The organism is Agromyces mediolanus (genome assembly GCF_044917495.1).
GTDB classification, from domain to species: domain Bacteria; phylum Actinomycetota; class Actinomycetes; order Actinomycetales; family Microbacteriaceae; genus Agromyces; species Agromyces mediolanus_B.
Map to the genome: position 1 here is coordinate 330,006 of NZ_JAVSSI010000003.1, position 16,228 is coordinate 346,233.

Annotated in this window: 16 protein-coding genes and 1 tRNA gene; 12 read left to right on the forward strand and 5 right to left on the reverse strand. The window is 70.9% G+C overall.

Annotated elements, in window-relative coordinates; all coding sequences use genetic code 11:
- Nucleotides 1–6: 6 nt before the first annotated feature.
- Nucleotides 7–498: a hypothetical protein gene (locus ROT00_RS06910; RefSeq protein ID WP_404773425.1), complete on the reverse strand. Its 492-nt coding sequence runs from the start codon at nucleotides 496–498 to the stop codon at nucleotides 7–9.
- A gap of 342 nt (nucleotides 499–840) precedes the next feature.
- On the opposite strand from ROT00_RS06910, the gene ROT00_RS06915 reads away from it, so the two are divergent.
- The 3 genes from ROT00_RS06915 (at nucleotide 841) to ROT00_RS06925 (ending at nucleotide 3,675) form a co-directional block, all read left to right on the forward strand.
- Nucleotides 841–1,362 carry a hypothetical protein gene (locus ROT00_RS06915; RefSeq protein WP_404773426.1) on the forward strand — a complete coding sequence of 174 codons (522 nt, stop codon included), beginning with the start codon at nucleotides 841–843 and terminating at the stop codon, nucleotides 1,360–1,362.
- Between the two features lie 343 nt (nucleotides 1,363–1,705).
- Nucleotides 1,706–3,358: an FAD-dependent oxidoreductase gene (locus tag ROT00_RS06920; RefSeq protein WP_404773428.1), complete on the forward strand. Its 1,653-nt coding sequence runs from the start codon at nucleotides 1,706–1,708 to the stop codon at nucleotides 3,356–3,358.
- Complete coding sequence (locus ROT00_RS06925) at nucleotides 3,355–3,675, forward strand: metal-sensitive transcriptional regulator (protein ID WP_404773430.1); 321 nt, start codon at nucleotides 3,355–3,357, stop codon at nucleotides 3,673–3,675. Before ROT00_RS06920 ends, ROT00_RS06925 begins: the two co-directional genes overlap by 4 nt.
- 21 nt (nucleotides 3,676–3,696) lie before the next feature.
- On the opposite strand, the gene ROT00_RS06930 is transcribed toward ROT00_RS06925, so the two are convergent.
- Together ROT00_RS06930 and ROT00_RS06935 are read right to left on the reverse strand one after the other, a co-directional pair.
- Nucleotides 3,697–4,212, reverse strand: coding sequence for a tetratricopeptide repeat protein (locus ROT00_RS06930; protein ID WP_404773432.1), 516 nt, complete (start codon nucleotides 4,210–4,212; stop codon nucleotides 3,697–3,699).
- Entirely contained in the window at nucleotides 4,209–4,946 is a 738-nt protein-coding gene (locus ROT00_RS06935) for a FadR/GntR family transcriptional regulator (RefSeq protein WP_404773434.1), read from the reverse strand. Before ROT00_RS06935 ends, ROT00_RS06930 begins: the two co-directional genes overlap by 4 nt.
- Before the next feature lie 163 nt (nucleotides 4,947–5,109).
- Between ROT00_RS06935 and ROT00_RS06940 the strand changes: the two genes are divergently transcribed.
- The 9 genes from ROT00_RS06940 to ROT00_RS06980 all read left to right on the forward strand — a co-directional run bounded on the left by ROT00_RS06940 (nucleotide 5,110) and on the right by ROT00_RS06980 (nucleotide 15,517).
- Nucleotides 5,110–6,201 carry an ABC transporter ATP-binding protein gene (locus ROT00_RS06940; RefSeq protein ID WP_404773436.1) on the forward strand — a complete coding sequence of 364 codons (1,092 nt, stop codon included), beginning with the start codon at nucleotides 5,110–5,112 and terminating at the stop codon, nucleotides 6,199–6,201.
- Between the two features lie 39 nt (nucleotides 6,202–6,240).
- Nucleotides 6,241–7,392 carry a polyamine ABC transporter substrate-binding protein gene (locus ROT00_RS06945; protein ID WP_404773438.1) on the forward strand — a complete coding sequence of 384 codons (1,152 nt, stop codon included), beginning with the start codon at nucleotides 6,241–6,243 and terminating at the stop codon, nucleotides 7,390–7,392.
- 5 nt (nucleotides 7,393–7,397) lie between these two features.
- Nucleotides 7,398–8,351 (forward strand): ABC transporter permease, encoded by a 954-nt coding sequence (locus ROT00_RS06950; RefSeq protein ID WP_404773440.1) that lies wholly within the window; start codon nucleotides 7,398–7,400, stop codon nucleotides 8,349–8,351.
- Complete coding sequence (locus ROT00_RS06955; RefSeq protein WP_404773442.1) at nucleotides 8,348–9,199, forward strand: ABC transporter permease; 852 nt, start codon at nucleotides 8,348–8,350, stop codon at nucleotides 9,197–9,199. The genes ROT00_RS06950 and ROT00_RS06955 overlap by 4 nt, the downstream gene beginning before the upstream one ends.
- A 22-nt stretch (nucleotides 9,200–9,221) precedes the next feature.
- The gene (locus ROT00_RS06960) at nucleotides 9,222–10,856 is read left to right on the forward strand and encodes an amidohydrolase (RefSeq protein WP_404773444.1); all 1,635 of its coding nucleotides are present in this window, start codon (nucleotides 9,222–9,224) and stop codon (nucleotides 10,854–10,856) included.
- Nucleotides 10,857–10,921: 65 nt separating this feature from the next.
- A complete protein-coding gene (locus ROT00_RS06965) occupies nucleotides 10,922–11,497 on the forward strand; it encodes a gluconokinase (protein WP_404773446.1) in 576 nt (191 codons plus the stop codon).
- Nucleotides 11,498–11,619: 122 nt separating this feature from the next.
- Nucleotides 11,620–13,449, forward strand: a complete 1,830-nt coding sequence (locus ROT00_RS06970; protein ID WP_404773448.1) for a cell wall-binding repeat-containing protein — start codon at nucleotides 11,620–11,622, stop codon at nucleotides 13,447–13,449.
- A gap of 50 nt (nucleotides 13,450–13,499) precedes the next feature.
- Complete coding sequence (locus ROT00_RS06975) at nucleotides 13,500–14,432, forward strand: hypothetical protein (RefSeq protein WP_404773450.1); 933 nt, start codon at nucleotides 13,500–13,502, stop codon at nucleotides 14,430–14,432.
- Nucleotides 14,429–15,517, forward strand: a complete 1,089-nt coding sequence (locus ROT00_RS06980) for a hypothetical protein (RefSeq protein ID WP_404773452.1) — start codon at nucleotides 14,429–14,431, stop codon at nucleotides 15,515–15,517. Before ROT00_RS06975 ends, ROT00_RS06980 begins: the two co-directional genes overlap by 4 nt.
- Before the next feature lie 121 nt (nucleotides 15,518–15,638).
- Here ROT00_RS06980 and ROT00_RS06985 read toward each other — a convergent pair.
- Nucleotides 15,639–15,714: transfer RNA gene (locus ROT00_RS06985), tRNA-Ala, on the reverse strand.
- Nucleotides 15,715–15,803: 89 nt separating this feature from the next.
- Nucleotides 15,804–16,190: a ribosome silencing factor gene (rsfS, locus tag ROT00_RS06990; RefSeq protein WP_404773454.1), complete on the reverse strand. Its 387-nt coding sequence runs from the start codon at nucleotides 16,188–16,190 to the stop codon at nucleotides 15,804–15,806.
- Nucleotides 16,191–16,228: the final 38 nt, after the last annotated feature.

Here is a 16,228-nt window from a genome sequence, read left to right on the forward strand (position 1 = left end):
CGGGGCTCAGAAGAACTCGGCCGGCGTGCCCGCGGCGCGCTCGACGTCGCTCGTGTCGCGCCCGGCATCCCGGAGCTTCGCCACCGCGACCCGCAGGCCGGACTCCATCTGCGCGGCCCAGGCGTCGGACTCGCGCGCGCTGGTTTCGGCCGCTCGTGCCCGCGCGTCGGCCGTCTCGGCGGCCTCCCGGGCGTCCGCGACCTGCTTCAGCGCCAGGGAGATGCCGTAGTATGCGGCGACCATCGTCGCGATCGGCGCCGCGATGATCGCGAGCGCGCTGATGGCGGCGCCGTTCGGGGCGAAGGCGACGAGGAGCGCGAACGCCAGGAACAGCGCCACGATCGCGGCCAGCACGACGAGCATGAACCGCAGGTCCCGGCTCCACCTGCCGGCGGACGGCGGTGCCGCGGGACGGTCGGGAACGGGGCCCTGAGCCGGTGCGGGAACGCCCGTGCCGAGCGGATCGGGAAGGGCAGACGTGGGAGCGGTCTCGGTCATCGTTGCCTCCGGTCCGATCAGCGATACGTCCCCCATTCTGGGGTCGGCTGCGATGCCCGGTCAAGACGAAGACCCCCTCGTGCCCCCTGAACTGGCTACGTACAGGGGTATCGCCGGGCCCGCGCCTTCGGCCAGAATCGAAAGCAGATGGGAACTCGTTCGGGGGCGAGAGGCTGAGAGTACCCGCTCGAAGCTGACGTCGTACCGCGCATGCCTGAGGCGCGGACGCCCGTGTTCATCGACCGTTCGGTCGGAGAATGCAGGTGTCCAACCCTCGGATCAGTCACCGTTCGCCTCACGGCGACCGCTGTGAGGCTGTGCATGCACGGAAGGACACGCGGTATGAAACCCACTGTCGTCGCCCTGTTCATCCTCGCCGGTGCACTCGTGCCCGGCATCGCGGCCCAAGCCGCCCAGCCTGCGGCCGCGCCAGCGGTCGCGGTGCACGCGGCGGGCTTCGGCGACAACCCGGGGACGGATGTCTCCGGGTACCGTGCGAGCGCACAAGCCGATCACGACGCCCGTCTCGAAGCGGCTCGCGCCGCTGCCGCGGCGAAGGCTGCAGCTGATGCTGCGGCAGCGAAGGCCGCGGCCGACGCTGCTGCGGCGGAAGCCGCTGCCGCAGCCGAGGCCGAGGCCGAGGTCGTCTACGAGGAGGCCGACGACACCTCCTGGTCAGACGACGAGGGCTCGTGGTCGGGTGGCTCCGCCGAGGAGGCCGCACCCGCGGCCGCTCCGGCGCCTGCTGAGGCTGCACCCCAGCCGACGTCGCCACGACCGGACAACAGCAACTGCGGACCCTGCCCCGCGGAGACGCTGGAGTGGATCGTGTACGACGGCGTCGGCTACTGGGCGTGCCCCTGAGCGAGCGACCCGAACCGCTCCACACCGGAGGCCCGACGACCACGTTCGTCGGGCCTCCGGCCTTTCCGGGAGTTCAGCCGCGGCCGAAGAGCTTCGCGAAGAATCCGCCGCCCGACTCGGCGGGCTCGTGCGCACCGTCGCACCACTGACCGGCGGGGACCCGGCGCTTCACCTCGGCGACATGCTGGCCGCATCCCGACCAGGTCGTCTTCCCGCACCGCCTGCAGGTGACCGGTGAACACATACGCACTCCTCTGTTCCGTCCCGGATACCCCCGGGGTATGGCCTACACTGTACACAACGGAACTGCGGCGCACCTGCGCCGCACGAGAGGAGCAGCATCGTGCGGGTGATCGTGATCGGCGGCGTCGCGGGTGGAATGTCCGCGGCGACGAGACTCAGGCGGCTCGATGAAGCGGCCGAGATCGTCGTGCTCGAACAGGGCGACTACGTCTCCTACGCGAACTGCGGCCTGCCGTACTACGTCGGCGGCGAGATCGCCGACCGCGCCGAATTGCTCCTGCACACGCCGGAGTCGCTCGCCGCCCGGTTCCGGCTCGACGTCCGCACCCGGCACGAGGTGCTCGCGCTCGATCTCGATGAGCGCCGAGTCGAGGTCGTCGACCACCGCAGCGACTCGCTCGTCGAGCTCGACTACGACGTGCTGATCCTCGCCGTCGGTGCGACGGCGCACCCGATCGACGCCGACGGGGTTCCGGTGCACACGCTCCGCACGGTCGACGACGTCGACGCGATCTCCGCGCTCCTCGCCGGCGATGCAGGCAAGACCGCCCTCGTCGTCGGCGGCGGGTACATCGGGCTCGAGGCCACGGAGAACCTGGTGCGCCGCGGCGTCGCGACGACGCTCGTGCATCGCGGCGCGCACGTGCTCGGCACGCTCGATCCCGAGCTGGCGGTGCTCGTGGAGGACGAACTCCGCGCGAACGGCGTCGAGCTGCGCACCTCGACCGAGATCCGCTCCGTCGCGGACGGCGAGGTGCTCCTGAGCGACGGGCTCACCGTGCGTCCCGATCTCATCGTGAACGCGAGCGGGGCGGCGCCCAACACCTCCCTCGCCCGGGCGGCCGGTCTTCGGCTCGGCGCGAACGGCGGCATCGCCGTCGACGAGGCGAACCGCACGAGCGACCCGCGGGTGTACGCGGTGGGCGACGGCGTCGAGAAGCTCGGGCCCGACGGCGCCGAGACGCTCGTCGCGATGGCCGGGCTCGCGAACCGGCACGGCCGCACGGCCGCCGATGTCATCGCCGGCCGCGAGGAGGGGAACTCCCCCGCACTCGGCACCGCCATCGTTCGCGTCTTCGGGCTCTCCGCCGCGAGCGTCGGCTGGTCCGAACGGCGGCTGCGTCGGGCCGGTCGGGCGTTCCGCGTCGTGCACACCCACCCGACCTCGCACGCCGGCTACTTCCCCGGAGCCGAGCGGATGGCCCTGAAGCTCCTCATCGATCCCGCCGACGATGCCATCCTCGGCGCGCAGGCGGTCGGCGGCGCAGGGGTCGACAAGCGCATCGACGTCCTCGCGGTCGCCATGGCGGGCGGGATCACCGCATCGCGACTCGCGCGACTCGAACTCGCGTACGCGCCGCAGTACGGACAGGCGAAGGACCCGATCAATCAGCTCGGGTACGTCGCCGACAACCTCCGCACCGGCACCACGACGACCGTGCAGTGGCACGAGCTCGGAGCGCTGCAGCGCGACGGGGCGACGGTCGTCGACGTGCGCAGCGACGCCGAGCGCGAGGCGGGCGCCATTCCCGGTGCGCTCGGCATCCCGCTCGACGAGATCCGCGAACGACTCGAGGAGCTCCCGGACGCGCCGGTGATCGTGTACTGCCAGGTCGGCCAACGCGGCCACACGGCCGCGCGCCTCCTGATGCAGCACGGCGTCGATGCGAGGAACCTCGACGGCGGGTACCGCACCTGGTCCGCCGGCAGCGCCGCGGCCGTCGCGGCACCCGAGACGATGGAGGCACGATGACGAACACGCACTCGCCCAGCGCACCGCAGCCCGCTGACCGCCTGGTCGCGAACCGCCTGAAGCGCGCACAGGGGCAGCTCGCCGGGGTCATCGAAGCGGTCGAGTCGGGCGCCGACTGCCGTGAGGTCGTGCAGCGGCTCTCGGCCGTCGTGGGCGCCCTCGACCGGGCGGGCTTCCTGATCATCTCGCACGCGATGCAGGACTGCCTGAGCGAAGCGGACGAGATCGAGGGTGCGACGGGCCGGGCCTCGGGCGCTGAGGGCGGCGCGAAGCTCAGCCTCGACGAGGTCGAGAAGCTCTTCCTCTCGCTCGCCTAGTCCGCCCGGCCGGGGCCGCAGCTAGTCGGCGGGTCGCCCCGCCGCCAGCCAGCCTGCGAGGCCACGGAGACCGACGGCCCACCGCCCGAGGTCGGTGGCCTCGGCGTGCCCGGTGATCACCTCGAGGAGTTCGCCGACCGCGCCGTCCGCATCGGACGCCTCGAGCCGGGTCAGCGCCGAGAAGATCCGCACCGCGTCGGAGTCCGGGAACTCCCGACGCGCGCGATCGAGGACGTCGCGCGACGCGTCGAGCTCGCCGAGCCAGCGCAGCGTGCTGCCGTACTGGCAGAGACAGCGACGGAGCACATCGCCCTCGAGGCCGAGGTCGAGCGCCCGTTCGTAGTGTTCGCGCGCGACCGCTTCCTCGCCCGCCGTGTCGTAGGCGCCCGCCAGCTCGTAGACGAGCACCGGGTGGTCCGGGTGGGCGGCGAGGAGCTCGGCGAAGTACCGGATCGTCGGGGCCATGTCCGCCCGGTCCCGGCGCTCGTAGCCCAGGCGGATCGCCTCCTCGAGTTCGGGGGTGAGCTCGGCGGTCATCGCGCGTCCGTCCGCGGACGCACGTCCGCGACGACGTTCTGCACCGCGTGGGAGGCCTCGGTCACGATGGCCGCCATGGCTCGGGATGCTTCGTCGGCGCGACCCTCGGCGATGGCGAACGCGACCTCCTGGTGCAGTCGGAGCGCGGTGGGGTTCGCCTCGTGCGGCATCAGGTCGTAGTGCGTGCGGCCGCGGAGGACCTCGCCGATGACCGGCCCGAGGGCGGCGAGGAAGTGATTCCCCGAGGCATCCAGGACAGCGGCGTGGAAGGCGAGGTCGTGGTCGAGATAGGGCGCCTCGTCCGCTTCGCGGGACTGCTCGGCCATCCCGGCCACCGCGGCGAAGATCGCGGATCGCTGCTCGGCCGTCGCATGCTCGGCGGCGAGTCCGGCGGCGAGCGGTTCGACGCCGCTGCGCAGCTGGCTGAGCGCGTGCAGGACGTCGAGCCGCTCCGGGCCCGCGAGGCGCCACCGGATGAGTCGCGGGTCGTAGGGGTTCCAGCGCTCGCGCGGCAGGATCTCGACCCCGGCCCGGCGTCGCACTTCGACGAGCCCCATCGACTCCAGGACGCGCACGACCTCGCGGAGCGCGGAGCGGGACGCGTTGAAGCGCTCCGCGACGTCGGTGGTGAGGATGCGTTCGCCTGCCGCGAGGCGTCCGGAGACGATCTCGGCGCCGAGGGTCTCGATCACTCGCTCGTGGAGGGCTGATGACCCGGGCGACGCTGCATCCATCCCCCGATTATCTCGGAGAGTCCCGTGCAAAGTAATGTCCGACCCGTTTCCGTTCGATTTGAAATATGACCTACATATAAACATAATCGGAAGTCCCGGCCTGATCGATCCCCCAGAGCGTTCAGCAGGGCCTGAGTTTCAACGAGGTCAACAGGAGAACGCGATGAGCATGGAACCGACGAGCGGCTCGACCCTCGAACTCCGAGGCGTCACGAAGCGGTTCGGCGGGACCCCGGTCGTGGATTCGCTCGACCTCGTCCTGCGCCCCGGGGAGTTCGTCTCGCTCCTCGGGCCCTCCGGCTGCGGGAAGACCACCACGCTCCGGATGATCGCGGGCTTCGAACAGCCCGACGCGGGACGCATCGTGCTCGACGGCGTCGACATCGCCGAACTGCCCGCGAACAAGCGCGAGGTCAACACGGTGTTCCAGTCGTACGCGCTCTTCCCGCATCTCACCGTCGCGGGGAACGTCGCCTACGGGCTGCGCCAGCGGCGAGTGCCCCGGGCCGAGATCGCCGAGCGCGTCACCGAGACGCTGCAGCTGGTGCGCCTCGAGCGCTTCGCCGACCGGAAGCCGGCCGAGCTGTCGGGCGGGCAGCAGCAGCGGGTCGCGCTCGCACGCGCCCTCGTCAACCGCCCGCGGGTGCTGCTCCTCGACGAGCCGCTCGCCGCACTCGACCGACAGCTGCGGGAAGAGGTCCAGATCGAGCTGCGACTCATCCAGACCCGGCTGCGGACGACCTTCCTGTTCGTCACCCACGACCAGGGCGAGGCCCTCGCCATGAGCGACCGGGTGGCGATCATGAACGGCGGCCGCATCGAACAGCTCGACGAGCCCGAGCTCGTGTACGAGCGTCCCGCCACGCGCTTCGTCGCGGGCTTCGTCGGGCAGCAGAACTTCTTCGACGACGTGCGCGCCGAGCGCGGGCTGCTCGTCGACGGCGACGGCGTGCGATTCCTGCCGGAGACGGCGCCCGCCGCCGGGTTCCAGGGCACCGTCGCGATCCGACCGGAGGCGATCTCGCTCCGCCCCGAGCTCGGCGAGGTGCCGGTGAACGCCTGCGCCGGCGTCGTCGAAGCGGTCAACACGCTCGGCGACTCCCGCCAGTACGTGGTCCGCACCACCTCGGGCCGCACGCTCCTCACTCGGTCCGCCCGCGTCTCGGAACCCCGGCGCTTCGGCGTCGGCGACCGGGTCGTCGCCGACTGGACCCCCGACCACGTCGCGGTCTTCCCCGCGGCACTCGCCGCCTGAACCGGCACCCGCCGTCCGAACTCGAAGGAGAGCACACACATGACCGATCAGCGCATCCCCCGGATCCTCGTCCCCCGCTCCCGTGAGGGTGAGATCACACGCCGACTCTTCCTCGGTGGCGTCGTCGGTGCTGGCGCGACCCTCGCCCTCGCCGCGTGCGCCCCGGGCGATGCCGGCAGCGGTGGATCCGGCTCCGGCGGCGGCTCGGGCACGATGCGCGTCTACTCGTGGTCCGGCTACGACGCCCCCGAGAACGTGAAGGGCTTCGCATCCGGCGTCGCGATCGACTCCTACTCCTCGAACGAGGAGATGATCGCGAAGCTCGTCGCCGCTCGCGGGACGAGCGGCTACGACATCGTGATCCCGACCGGCGTCTTCGTGCCGCAGATGGCCGAGAACGACCTGCTCGAGAAGCTCGACCTGAGCAGACTGAAGAACCTCGGGAACATCGACGCGGCGTTCCTCGGCCAGGCGTGGGACCCCGACAACACGTACACCGTGCCGAAGTACTGGGGCACCACCGGATTCGCCTACGACACCCGCGTCATCACGCGCGAGCTCGTCTCGTGGGACGACTTCATCGACGCGGCGAAGAACGAGGCCAGCGGTCGCACCTCGCTCGCGGACGACCCGGGCGAGATCTGCGCCATCCTGTGCTTCGCGCGCGGGTGGGACCAGAGCACCCAGGACAAGGGAGAGCTGGAGAAGATCCGCACCTTCCTCGTCGACGAGCTCGCCCAGCACATCTCGGCCTTCGACTCCGCGCCCGGAAGCGGCGCCATCCCCCAGGGATCGCAGGCCCTCGTGCACACCTGGAACGGCGAGGCCCGGCGCGGCATCATGGCGAGCTCCGAGCCCGATCGCTGGAAGTGGGTCCTGCCCACGCCCGACACCAACCTCTGGACCGACAACTGGGCGATCGTGAAGGGTGCGCAGAACATCGACGCGGCCTACGAGTTCATCGACTACTCGCTCGGCCTCGAGCAGGCCGTGCGCAACACCGAGTACGTCGGCTACGGCACCGGGATCGGCGCGGCGGAGAGCCAGCTCGCCGCCGAGGACGCGCCGCTCCTCGGGATGATCTTCCCGTCCGAGGAGGAGAAGCAGCGCATGTACACCGGTCAGATCAACGCCGCGCAGGAGACGCGCATGCAGATCGTGGCCGAGATGAAGGCGCGCGCGGGAGCATGAGCCGGATGGCGAGAACTCGGAACACCGGACGCGAGCGGCGCGGGGCCTCCGCGCTGCTCGCGGTGCCGGGCGGGATCTGGATGCTGCTCTTCTTCATCGTCCCGATCGTGGTGGTCGTGTGGTACAGCTTCGGGCAGAAGCCCGGACTGTACGGGACGCACGACAACTCCGTGCTCTCGCTCGACCGCTACGGCGAGGCGCTGAGCGGGGCCTTCCTACTGACCTTCGCGAACACCCTGCAGATCGCGGTGATCGGCACGGTCATCTGCCTGCTGATCGCCGTGCCCTTCTCCTACTGGCTCGCGGTGAAGGTCACGCCGCGGTGGCGCTACGTCGTCCTCGCGCTCGTGCTCGTGCCGTACTGGACCAACTTCCTCATCCGCACGCTCGGCTGGCAGATCCTGCTCGCGCCGGAGGGCCCGGTGACCGTGCTGCTCCGGCAACTGGGCCTCGTCGACGCCGCGTTCTCGATGCTCTACACCAAGGGCGCGGTGCAGCTCGGCGTGGTCTACAACTACCTGCCGCTCATGATCCTGCCGATCTTCGTCGCCATGGAGCGGCTCACCCCGGCGCTGCGCGAGGCGAGCAAGGACCTCGGCGCCGGGCGCTGGGGCACGTTCCGGCAGGTCACCCTGCCGCTCGCGGCCCCCGGGATCGTGGGCGGAGTGGTGCTCGTGTTCATCCCGCTCATGGGCGACTACATCACCGCACAGGTGCTCGGCGGCGCCAAGGGCAACATGGTCGGTCAGATGATCGCCGGGCAGTTCCAGCAGGGGCAGAACTGGGCGCTCGGCTCGGCGATGTCGGTGACGCTCATTCTGATCACCCTGCTCAGCGTCGTGCTCGTGGGGGCCGTCGGCATCGCCTGCGGCGCGATCCTCCGAGCGCGCCGACGCCTTCCCATCGAGCGCGACGTCCGCCGCTCGACCGAACGGACCGCATCGGAGGTGTCCGCATGACGCGCGCACGGCGCGACCGCGCCACGGAGCTGTCGCTCCGGCTCTTCGGGATCCTGGTGCTCGTCTTCCTCTTCGCCCCGCTCCTCGTCATCCTCGTGTACTCGTTCAACTCCGGACGCCTGCTCGGCGCCTGGGAGGGCTTCGGGCTGAACGCCTACCAGACGGCGTTCAACTCCCCCGAGATCCTGCACGCGGTGGGCGTCTCGCTCCGGTCCAGCGTCGTCGCGACGCTCTTCGCGACCCTGCTCGGATCGACCCTCGGCGTGGCCATCGGCGTGCGGACGGGGACGATCGTGTCCGTGATCATCGGAGTGCTCGCGCTCGTGCTGGTCACCCCGGAGATCGTCCAGGCGGTCTCGCTGATGCCGTGGCTGACCTCGTTGAGCGTCGACTGGGGCATCACGCTGCTGAACGACGGCATCCTGCGCCTCGCGATCGGGCACTCCCTCTTCGCGACCGCGGTCGTGTCGTTCCTCGTCCGGGGCCGGGTTCGTGGCCTGGACCCGGCGCTCTCCGAAGCCGCGGAGGACCTCTACGCCACGCGCTGGAACAGCTTCCGGCAGATCCTGCTCCCCCAGCTCGCTCCGGCGATCGGCGCCGGCGCGCTGATGGCCTTCACGCTGAGCCTCGACAACACGATCATCTCGGCGTTCGTGCAGACCACGGGGAACACGCCCTGGCCGGTGTACGTGCTGAGCTCGCTGCGCTCGGGGCTGCGCCCGGAACTCGCGGCGATGGCCGCCGTGATGCTGATCGCGACGCTCGCACTGCTCGCGCTGGCCGCCGCCGTGCTCGCCCGAGGCGGTTCGGCCTCGAGCGCGGCGCGCGCACTGGTCGGCTCCGAATGACGACCCCGGGAGGGACCCGCTGATGACCGCCCAGCTCACGATCGCCGACTGCACGCTCCCGCTCCTCGACGGCGGCGCACGGCGCCACGCCGTCAGGATCTCCGGGGAGCGCATCACCGAGATCGTGCCGATGTCGGAACTCGCACCGTCTCGCGGTGAGGTGCTCGACGCGGCCGGTCGAAGCCTCCTGCCCGGATTCACCGATGCGCACGTGCACCTCGTCGAGTCCGGTATCGAGCTGGCCCGGTGCGACCTCTCGTCGAGCCGGTCGCGGGCGCACGCGCTCGAACTCATCGACGCCTACTGCCGTCGGACGCCCGACGCGGACTGGATCGTGGGTCGCGGATGGTCGCTCGATCACTTCGCCGACACCGGTGCCATGCTCGCGGAGCTCGATCGGCTCACCGGCGCTCGCCCCGCGTACCTCTCGAACAAGGACGGTCACAGCGCCTGGGTCAACTCCGCAGCGCTGCGCCGGGCCGGGATCGCGCGGGCCACGCCGGACCCGGATGGCGGACGCATCGAGCGCGACGCCGCGGGGGCGCCCAACGGCCTCCTGCACGAGGGGGCGATGCTCCTCGTCGCCGAGCTCATCCCACCGCTCGACGAGGAGACCCGCTTCGCCGGCCTGCTCGCCGGCCAGGAGCGCTTCTTCTCGCTCGGCATCACCGGCTGGCAGGAGGCGATCGTCGGCGACTTCGTGCCGACGACCGACGTCGAGCGCAGCTACCGCCGGGCGATCGACTCCGGCGCGCTGCGCGGCCAGGTGACGGGCAACCTCTGGCTGCCCCGCACGAACCCCGCGGACGCCGTCGAGGAGCTCGTCGAACGCCGCGCCGCCTTCGCGGACGAGGAGCGTTTCCGCGCGAGCGGCGTGAAGATCATGTACGACGGCGTCTGCGAGACGCTGACCGGCGCCGTCTCGGTCCCGTACCTCGATCCCACGGGCAGCGGGAACGCCGAACCGAACCGCGGGATCACCTTCTTCGACCCCGCGGAACTCGCACCGGTGGTCGCCGAGCTGCACCGGGCCGGCTTCGACCTGCACGCCCATGTGATCGGCGATCGGGCGACGGATGAGTTCCTCGCGATGGTCGAGGCGGCGCAGGCGCTGTCGCCCGCGCGCGATCGCCGCCACCAGCTCGCCCACCTGCAGCTGCTGAACCCAGGGCTCATCGCGCGGATGGCGGATGCCGGCGTCATCGCGAACGTCCAGCCGTACTGGGCGCAGGCCGACGCCCAGATGGTCGAGCTGACGTTGCCCTTCCTCGACCCGTCGCTGCACGGCCACCACTACGCGTTCCGCTCGCTCGAGCTCGCCGGGGTGCCGCTCGCCTTCGGCTCGGACTGGCCGGTGACGACGCCGAACCCGTTCGACTGGATGCACGTCGCGGTGAACCGGAGTTATCCGGGCGACTCCACCGAGCCGTTCCTCCCGGCTGAGGCGCTTTCGCGCGACAGCGCGCTCCGCGCCGCCACGAGCGGCGCGGCGTACGCGGTCCGTCAGGACGGACTGCGCGGTCGACTCGAGCCCGGCCTCCTCGCCGACCTCGTGCTCCTCGACACCGATCTGCGCGAGGTCGCCGACGCGGACCTCCACGCCGTCCAGGTGGACCGGACCTTCGCCCGCGGCGAGCTCGTCTTCGAGCGGCACTAGGAACTCGCCCGGGTCGTGTCCGCCACGACCCGACTCCACCCGCGCCGCATCGAGCGGCCCCAGCCATGGCACGCAACCGGAAGGTGCCCATCATCAACTCCGATTCATCCCAGTTCCCCGCGGATCGCCCCGCCCCGACCGCGCACGTCCCCGTCCTCGTCGTCATGGGAGTCTCCGGGAGCGGCAAGACGACGTTCGCCGAACTCATCGCGAAGCGGCTCGGCTGGGACCTCCAGGAGGGCGATCAGCTTCACCCCGAGGCGAACGTCGCGAAGATGGAGGGCGGCACGCCGCTGAGCGACGACGATCGATGGCCGTGGCTCGCCCGGGTCGCCGAGTGGATCGATGAGCACGGCGCGGCCGGCAGACCCGCGGTGATCACGTGTTCGGCGCTGAAGCGCGCCTACCGCGACCGCCTCGCGCGTCCGGAGGTCGTCTTCGTGCATCTCGCCGGCCCACGCGAACTCATCGCCGAACGGCTCGGGCAGCGGACCGGCCACTTCATGCCGAGCTCCCTCCTCGACTCCCAGCTCGAGACGCTCGAACCGCTCCATCCCGACGAGCGCGGCATCCTGGTCGACGTGCACGGCTCACCGCGCGACGCGGTCGAGGCCACGATCGCGCGACTCGGCCTCGGCTGACCACTCTCCTGACGCGATCGCGACATCCGGAGGCTGCACCCCGGAAAGCCATGAGGCGACGGTATCGTCGAGAGCACCCGTCTGCACAGGCGGCACCCCCGTCTGCTTCGCGAGGTATCCACATGAGCAAACTCACCCTGGCCATCGCCGCCATGACCGCGGTGCTCTGCATCGGAACGTCGCCGGCGTTCGCGATGCCGGCCGACGCCCCCGGTGACGACTCGGCCACCGAGACGCAGCTGCAGGACGCGCACATCCAGCAGCAGGCGGAGGAGATCCAGCAGGAGGATGAGCAGACGTCGCAGCCCGTCCCGCAGGCGGGGCCCGAGGACGCCGACACGATGCGAGCCACTGCTGGCGCGTCGGGTTTCACGCCCGGCAATCTGATCTCGGATCGGAACTTCCGCGACGGGTCGGCCATGACGGAGGCCCAGATCCAGACCTTCCTGCAGCAGGTCGTCGGTAGCTGCGAGAACTCGCTCTGCCTCGCGAGGCTGAAGCTCGACACCCCGACGCGCACCTGGAGCTGGGGCAGTTGCACGAGCTACCCGGGCGCCAAGGGCGAATCCGCGGCCCGGATCATCTTCAAAGTGCAGCGCGCCTGCGGCATCAGCGCCAGGGTCATTCTCACCACGCTGCAGAAGGAACAGTCGCTCGTGAGCGACCCCGCTCCGACGGAGGCGATCCTGCGGAAGGCGATGGGCTTCGGGTGCCCCGATACCGCCGCGTGCGATTCGACGTACTACGGCTTCTTCAACCAGGTCTTCGCCGCGGCGCGCCAGCTCACCTGGTACGGGAACCCCGAAGGCTCCTTCACCTGGCTGAAGGTGGGCAAGGCGAATCAGATCGCGTACAACCCGAACGCGAGCTGCGGCACCGGCAGCGTCACGATCCAGAACGCCGCGACCGCCGCGCTCTACTACTACACGCCGTATCAGCCGAACGCGGCGGCCCTCGCGAACATGTACGGTACGGGCGACAGCTGCTCCGCCTACGGCAACCGCAACTTCTGGCGGATCTACCGGGACTGGTTCGGCGATCCGCGCATCGATTCGACCTCGAGCACGAACCGCCTGGCCGGCGCCGATCGGTACGCGACCGCGGTGGCGATCTCGAAGGCCTCCTACCCGAAGTCGGGTGTTCCCGTCGTCTACGTGGCGTCGGGAGCCACCTTCGCGGATGCGCTGAGCGCAGCACCGGCGGCCGCAGCGCAGGGCGGGCCGCTGCTGCTCACGGTCCCGGGCACGCTCAGCCCTGCGACGTCCGCGGAGATCAAGCGGCTCGCTCCCGCCCGGATCGTCGTCGTCGGGGCGACCGGCGCCGTGAACGCCAAGGTGGAAACAGCGTTGAAGGCGCTGGCGCCGACGACCCGGATCGGCGGGGTCGACCGCTACGAGACGTCGCGAAGGATCGCGGCGGCCGCCTTCCCGACTGCGGCGCACGCGTATCTCGCGACCGGCCGCGACTATCCGGATGCGCTCTCTGCGGCTGCCGCGGCGGGTGCGACGAGCGCGCCGGTGCTGCTCGTCGACGGCACGGCGAAGAGCCTCGACTCGGCGACGAAGGCGACGCTCGACCGCGCAAAGATCCGCGAAGTGCGAATCGCAGGCGGCACCGGCGTCGTCTCGAGCGGGATCCAGACCGCCCTCGCGAAGTCGTTCACCACGAAGCGATACGGCGGCGCCGACCGGTACCTCACGAGCGTGCTGCTGAATCAGCAGGCGTTCCCCTCGTCGGAGCGCGCTTTCCTCGCGTCCGGGGCGCTCTTCCCCGACGCGCTGACCGGCGCTGCGGCCGCCGGTGCAGCGAAGGCGCCGCTCTACCTCTCGAGGCTCGAGTGCCTTCCCGTGCCGGTGCGGGACAGCCTCGACCGAGTGGGAGCGAGTTCGCTCACCCTGCTCGGGGGGACCGGTGCGCTGAGCAATCGGGTGGCGACCCGGACCGTCTGCTGACGCAGGGGCCTCGCCCAGTCCGGTCGAGCAGTGCGGGAAGGATCCGATTCGTGAGTTCGAGCAGCCCGAAACGCCTCGCTCCCCTCGACGACCGCTCCTTGACCGAGCACGTCGCTCGCTCGAGCGTGACCGCGCACGCGCGTCGACTCGAGCAGGAACTGGGCATCCGCGGGGGCGTCTCCCGGGTCGGCGTCGGCTGCGCGATGACGATCGCCGTCCTGCTCGGCTTCCCGACTGCCGTGCTCTTCGGGCTCCTCTCCCTCGAGCACGGCGCCGGCTGGGCGATCGCCGCTGCGGTCATCCTGCTCGCCACAATCGCACTCTGCGGGTGGATCGTGATCGCGGCGTCCCGGTACCACCGGCGGGCCCCGGAGCTGCGCTATCGGCTCGGACGGTTCGCCGAGGACAACCGGCTCGAGTACACGCCGTCCCTCGGCGAGCCGGCGCACCCCGGACAGCTCTTCTCCCGTGGCGGGGAACGTGAAGCTCAGGACGTGGTCCGCTGGCCGGACGGGCGCCTGGAGGTGGGCAACTATCGCTACGTGACCGTGGGCTATCGCGGCACCCGCTCCGTCTGGGAGTGGGGCTACGCCACGGCTCCACTCGCCCACCCCGTCCCGGCCCTGCTGCTCGACGGGAAGCGGAACAAGGGACTCTTCGACGACCGGATCGCGTCCGCGTTCGATGCGCGGACGCCGACGCGGCTCGAGTCGCCCGATGGCGGCAGATTCGAGCTCTGGACCTGGCAGCGCGACGCGGATGCCGCCCGCAGACTCGTCGACGACCAACTGCTGTCGCAGCTCGGCCTCCGTTCCGCGGATCTCGAGATCGTGGATGGTCGGGTCTTCCTGTTCTCCAATCGGCCGCTCAGCACCGCGGATCCTGGGACGTGGGCGTGGATCATCGAGACGATGGACCTGATTCAGGCCCGAGCCGCGGCGCTCGGTCGGCCCACGACGGGCGAGGACGTGACTCGGGCATGAGCGACTCGGCGATCGCGCGGTTCACGTGGGTGATCTGGCCGTGGATGAACTGGCTCGTGCCCGCGTTCGTCTGCCTCCACGGGCTGTTCGGCAACGGAGGCTGGGAGAGCCTCGTACTCATCCCGGCGTCGGTCGTGCTCGTCCCGGGCACCGCACTGCTCGGCGCGCTCCCCCGGTTCCTGCTTCGACGGGCGGGGTATCGCAGCGCTCCGCTCCCGATCGTCCCCCTCCTGTTCGTCGTCTGGTGGGGGTGGAGCTGCGTGGGCGCCGCCATGCCCGGTGCGACGGACGGCGCGCCGCTGCCGTCGATGCTCGACGCCATGACGGGCGGGCGGTTGCCGTCCGCGATCGAGACCGGGGTGATGGCCGCCGGCGCGGCTGCCGCCCTCGTCTGCTGGAGCGCGGTCCTCGTCATCGCCGTGCGTCTTCGCGCCCGACCGGCCGCGACGGAAGGACCGGGCCGGCGCCGGACGAGCGAGATCGTGGCCTGGACCGCCGCCTTCGTCGTCCCGCTCACCATCATCGGGAGCTGCGTGGCCGGAGTGGGGCTCCAGGCGACGGCACAGGATGCCGACGGCGACACGTTCGCCGCGGTGGCGGCGCGGGATGCCGACGCCCGGGACGAGCTCGACCGACAGCGGTACGAGGCGACCCAGCGTGCGCTCGCCACGGTTCGCGCGCAGATCGCACCGAACGACTGGACGGGCGCGGAGGCGCGGGCGCGCTCCGCACGTGACTGCCCCTGGCGGACGGCGACGACCGACTGCTATGCGATCACGGCGCGCTTCGCGCGCGCGACGTCGGCCTCGCCGGACTTCGCCGCGCTCGCGGACGCGCTGCGCGCGTCCGGCTGGGAGGTCGAGGATGCCGTCACCGACGAGTGGGGCGCCGTCGAGCTGGAGACCCGCAGCCCGGCTGGCGTGTCCGTCAGGGTCCGCTTCTCGACGGGCGCGGGCGGCCAGCAGTTCGTCAATACGACCGCGACGAGTCCGAGCTGGTGGGGCGCGAGCTTCGAGGTGCGTCTGAACACCGCCGGGATCGATGCCGAGCAGCGCTTCACGGCGGACGACTTCCCTCGGCTCTGAAGAAGCGAAGACGCGCGCGGATGCCGCGGGACCGTCGGTCCGGACTCGACATCGGCCCGGGCATGAGAAAGCCCCCGGGCACGAGAAAACCCCCGGACTTCCGAGGAAGTCCGGGGGTTCTTGGTGGATCTGAGGGGACTCGAACCCCTGACCCCCTGCATGCCATGCAGGTGCGCTACCAGCTGCGCCACAGACCCATCGGGGCTTTCACCCCTGGTGTTTCCGCTCTCGCGGCAACAGATTCAGATTACACCACCTTGGGCGCGCTCGCGAATCCGAGCGGGCCTCACTCCCCCGCGCCGGGCGCGTGCGCGACGAGCTCGGCCACGGGGATCGCCGGGCAGTCGAGCCAGAGACGCTCGAGTCCGTAGTACATGCGCTCCTCGCCGTGGAAGACGTGCACGACGACGTCGCCGAAGTCGATCAGGACCCAGCGGCCCCCGTCACGACCTTCCCGGCGGAGCGTACGCGACCCGGCCTCGAGCATGGCGTCCTCGACGCCCTCCGAGATCGCGACGACGTTGCGCTCGGAGGACCCGGTGACGAGCAGGAAGACGTCGGTGAAGGGCGACTGCTCCGACACGTCGAGCGCGACGAAGTCCTCACCGCCCTTGGCATCCGCCGCGCGGACGGCGACGGCGAGAAGATCGTGGGCGTGCTGAGAAGCGGTCATGCGCTCGCTTTCGAAGCGGTGGAAGGGCGGATGGTCAT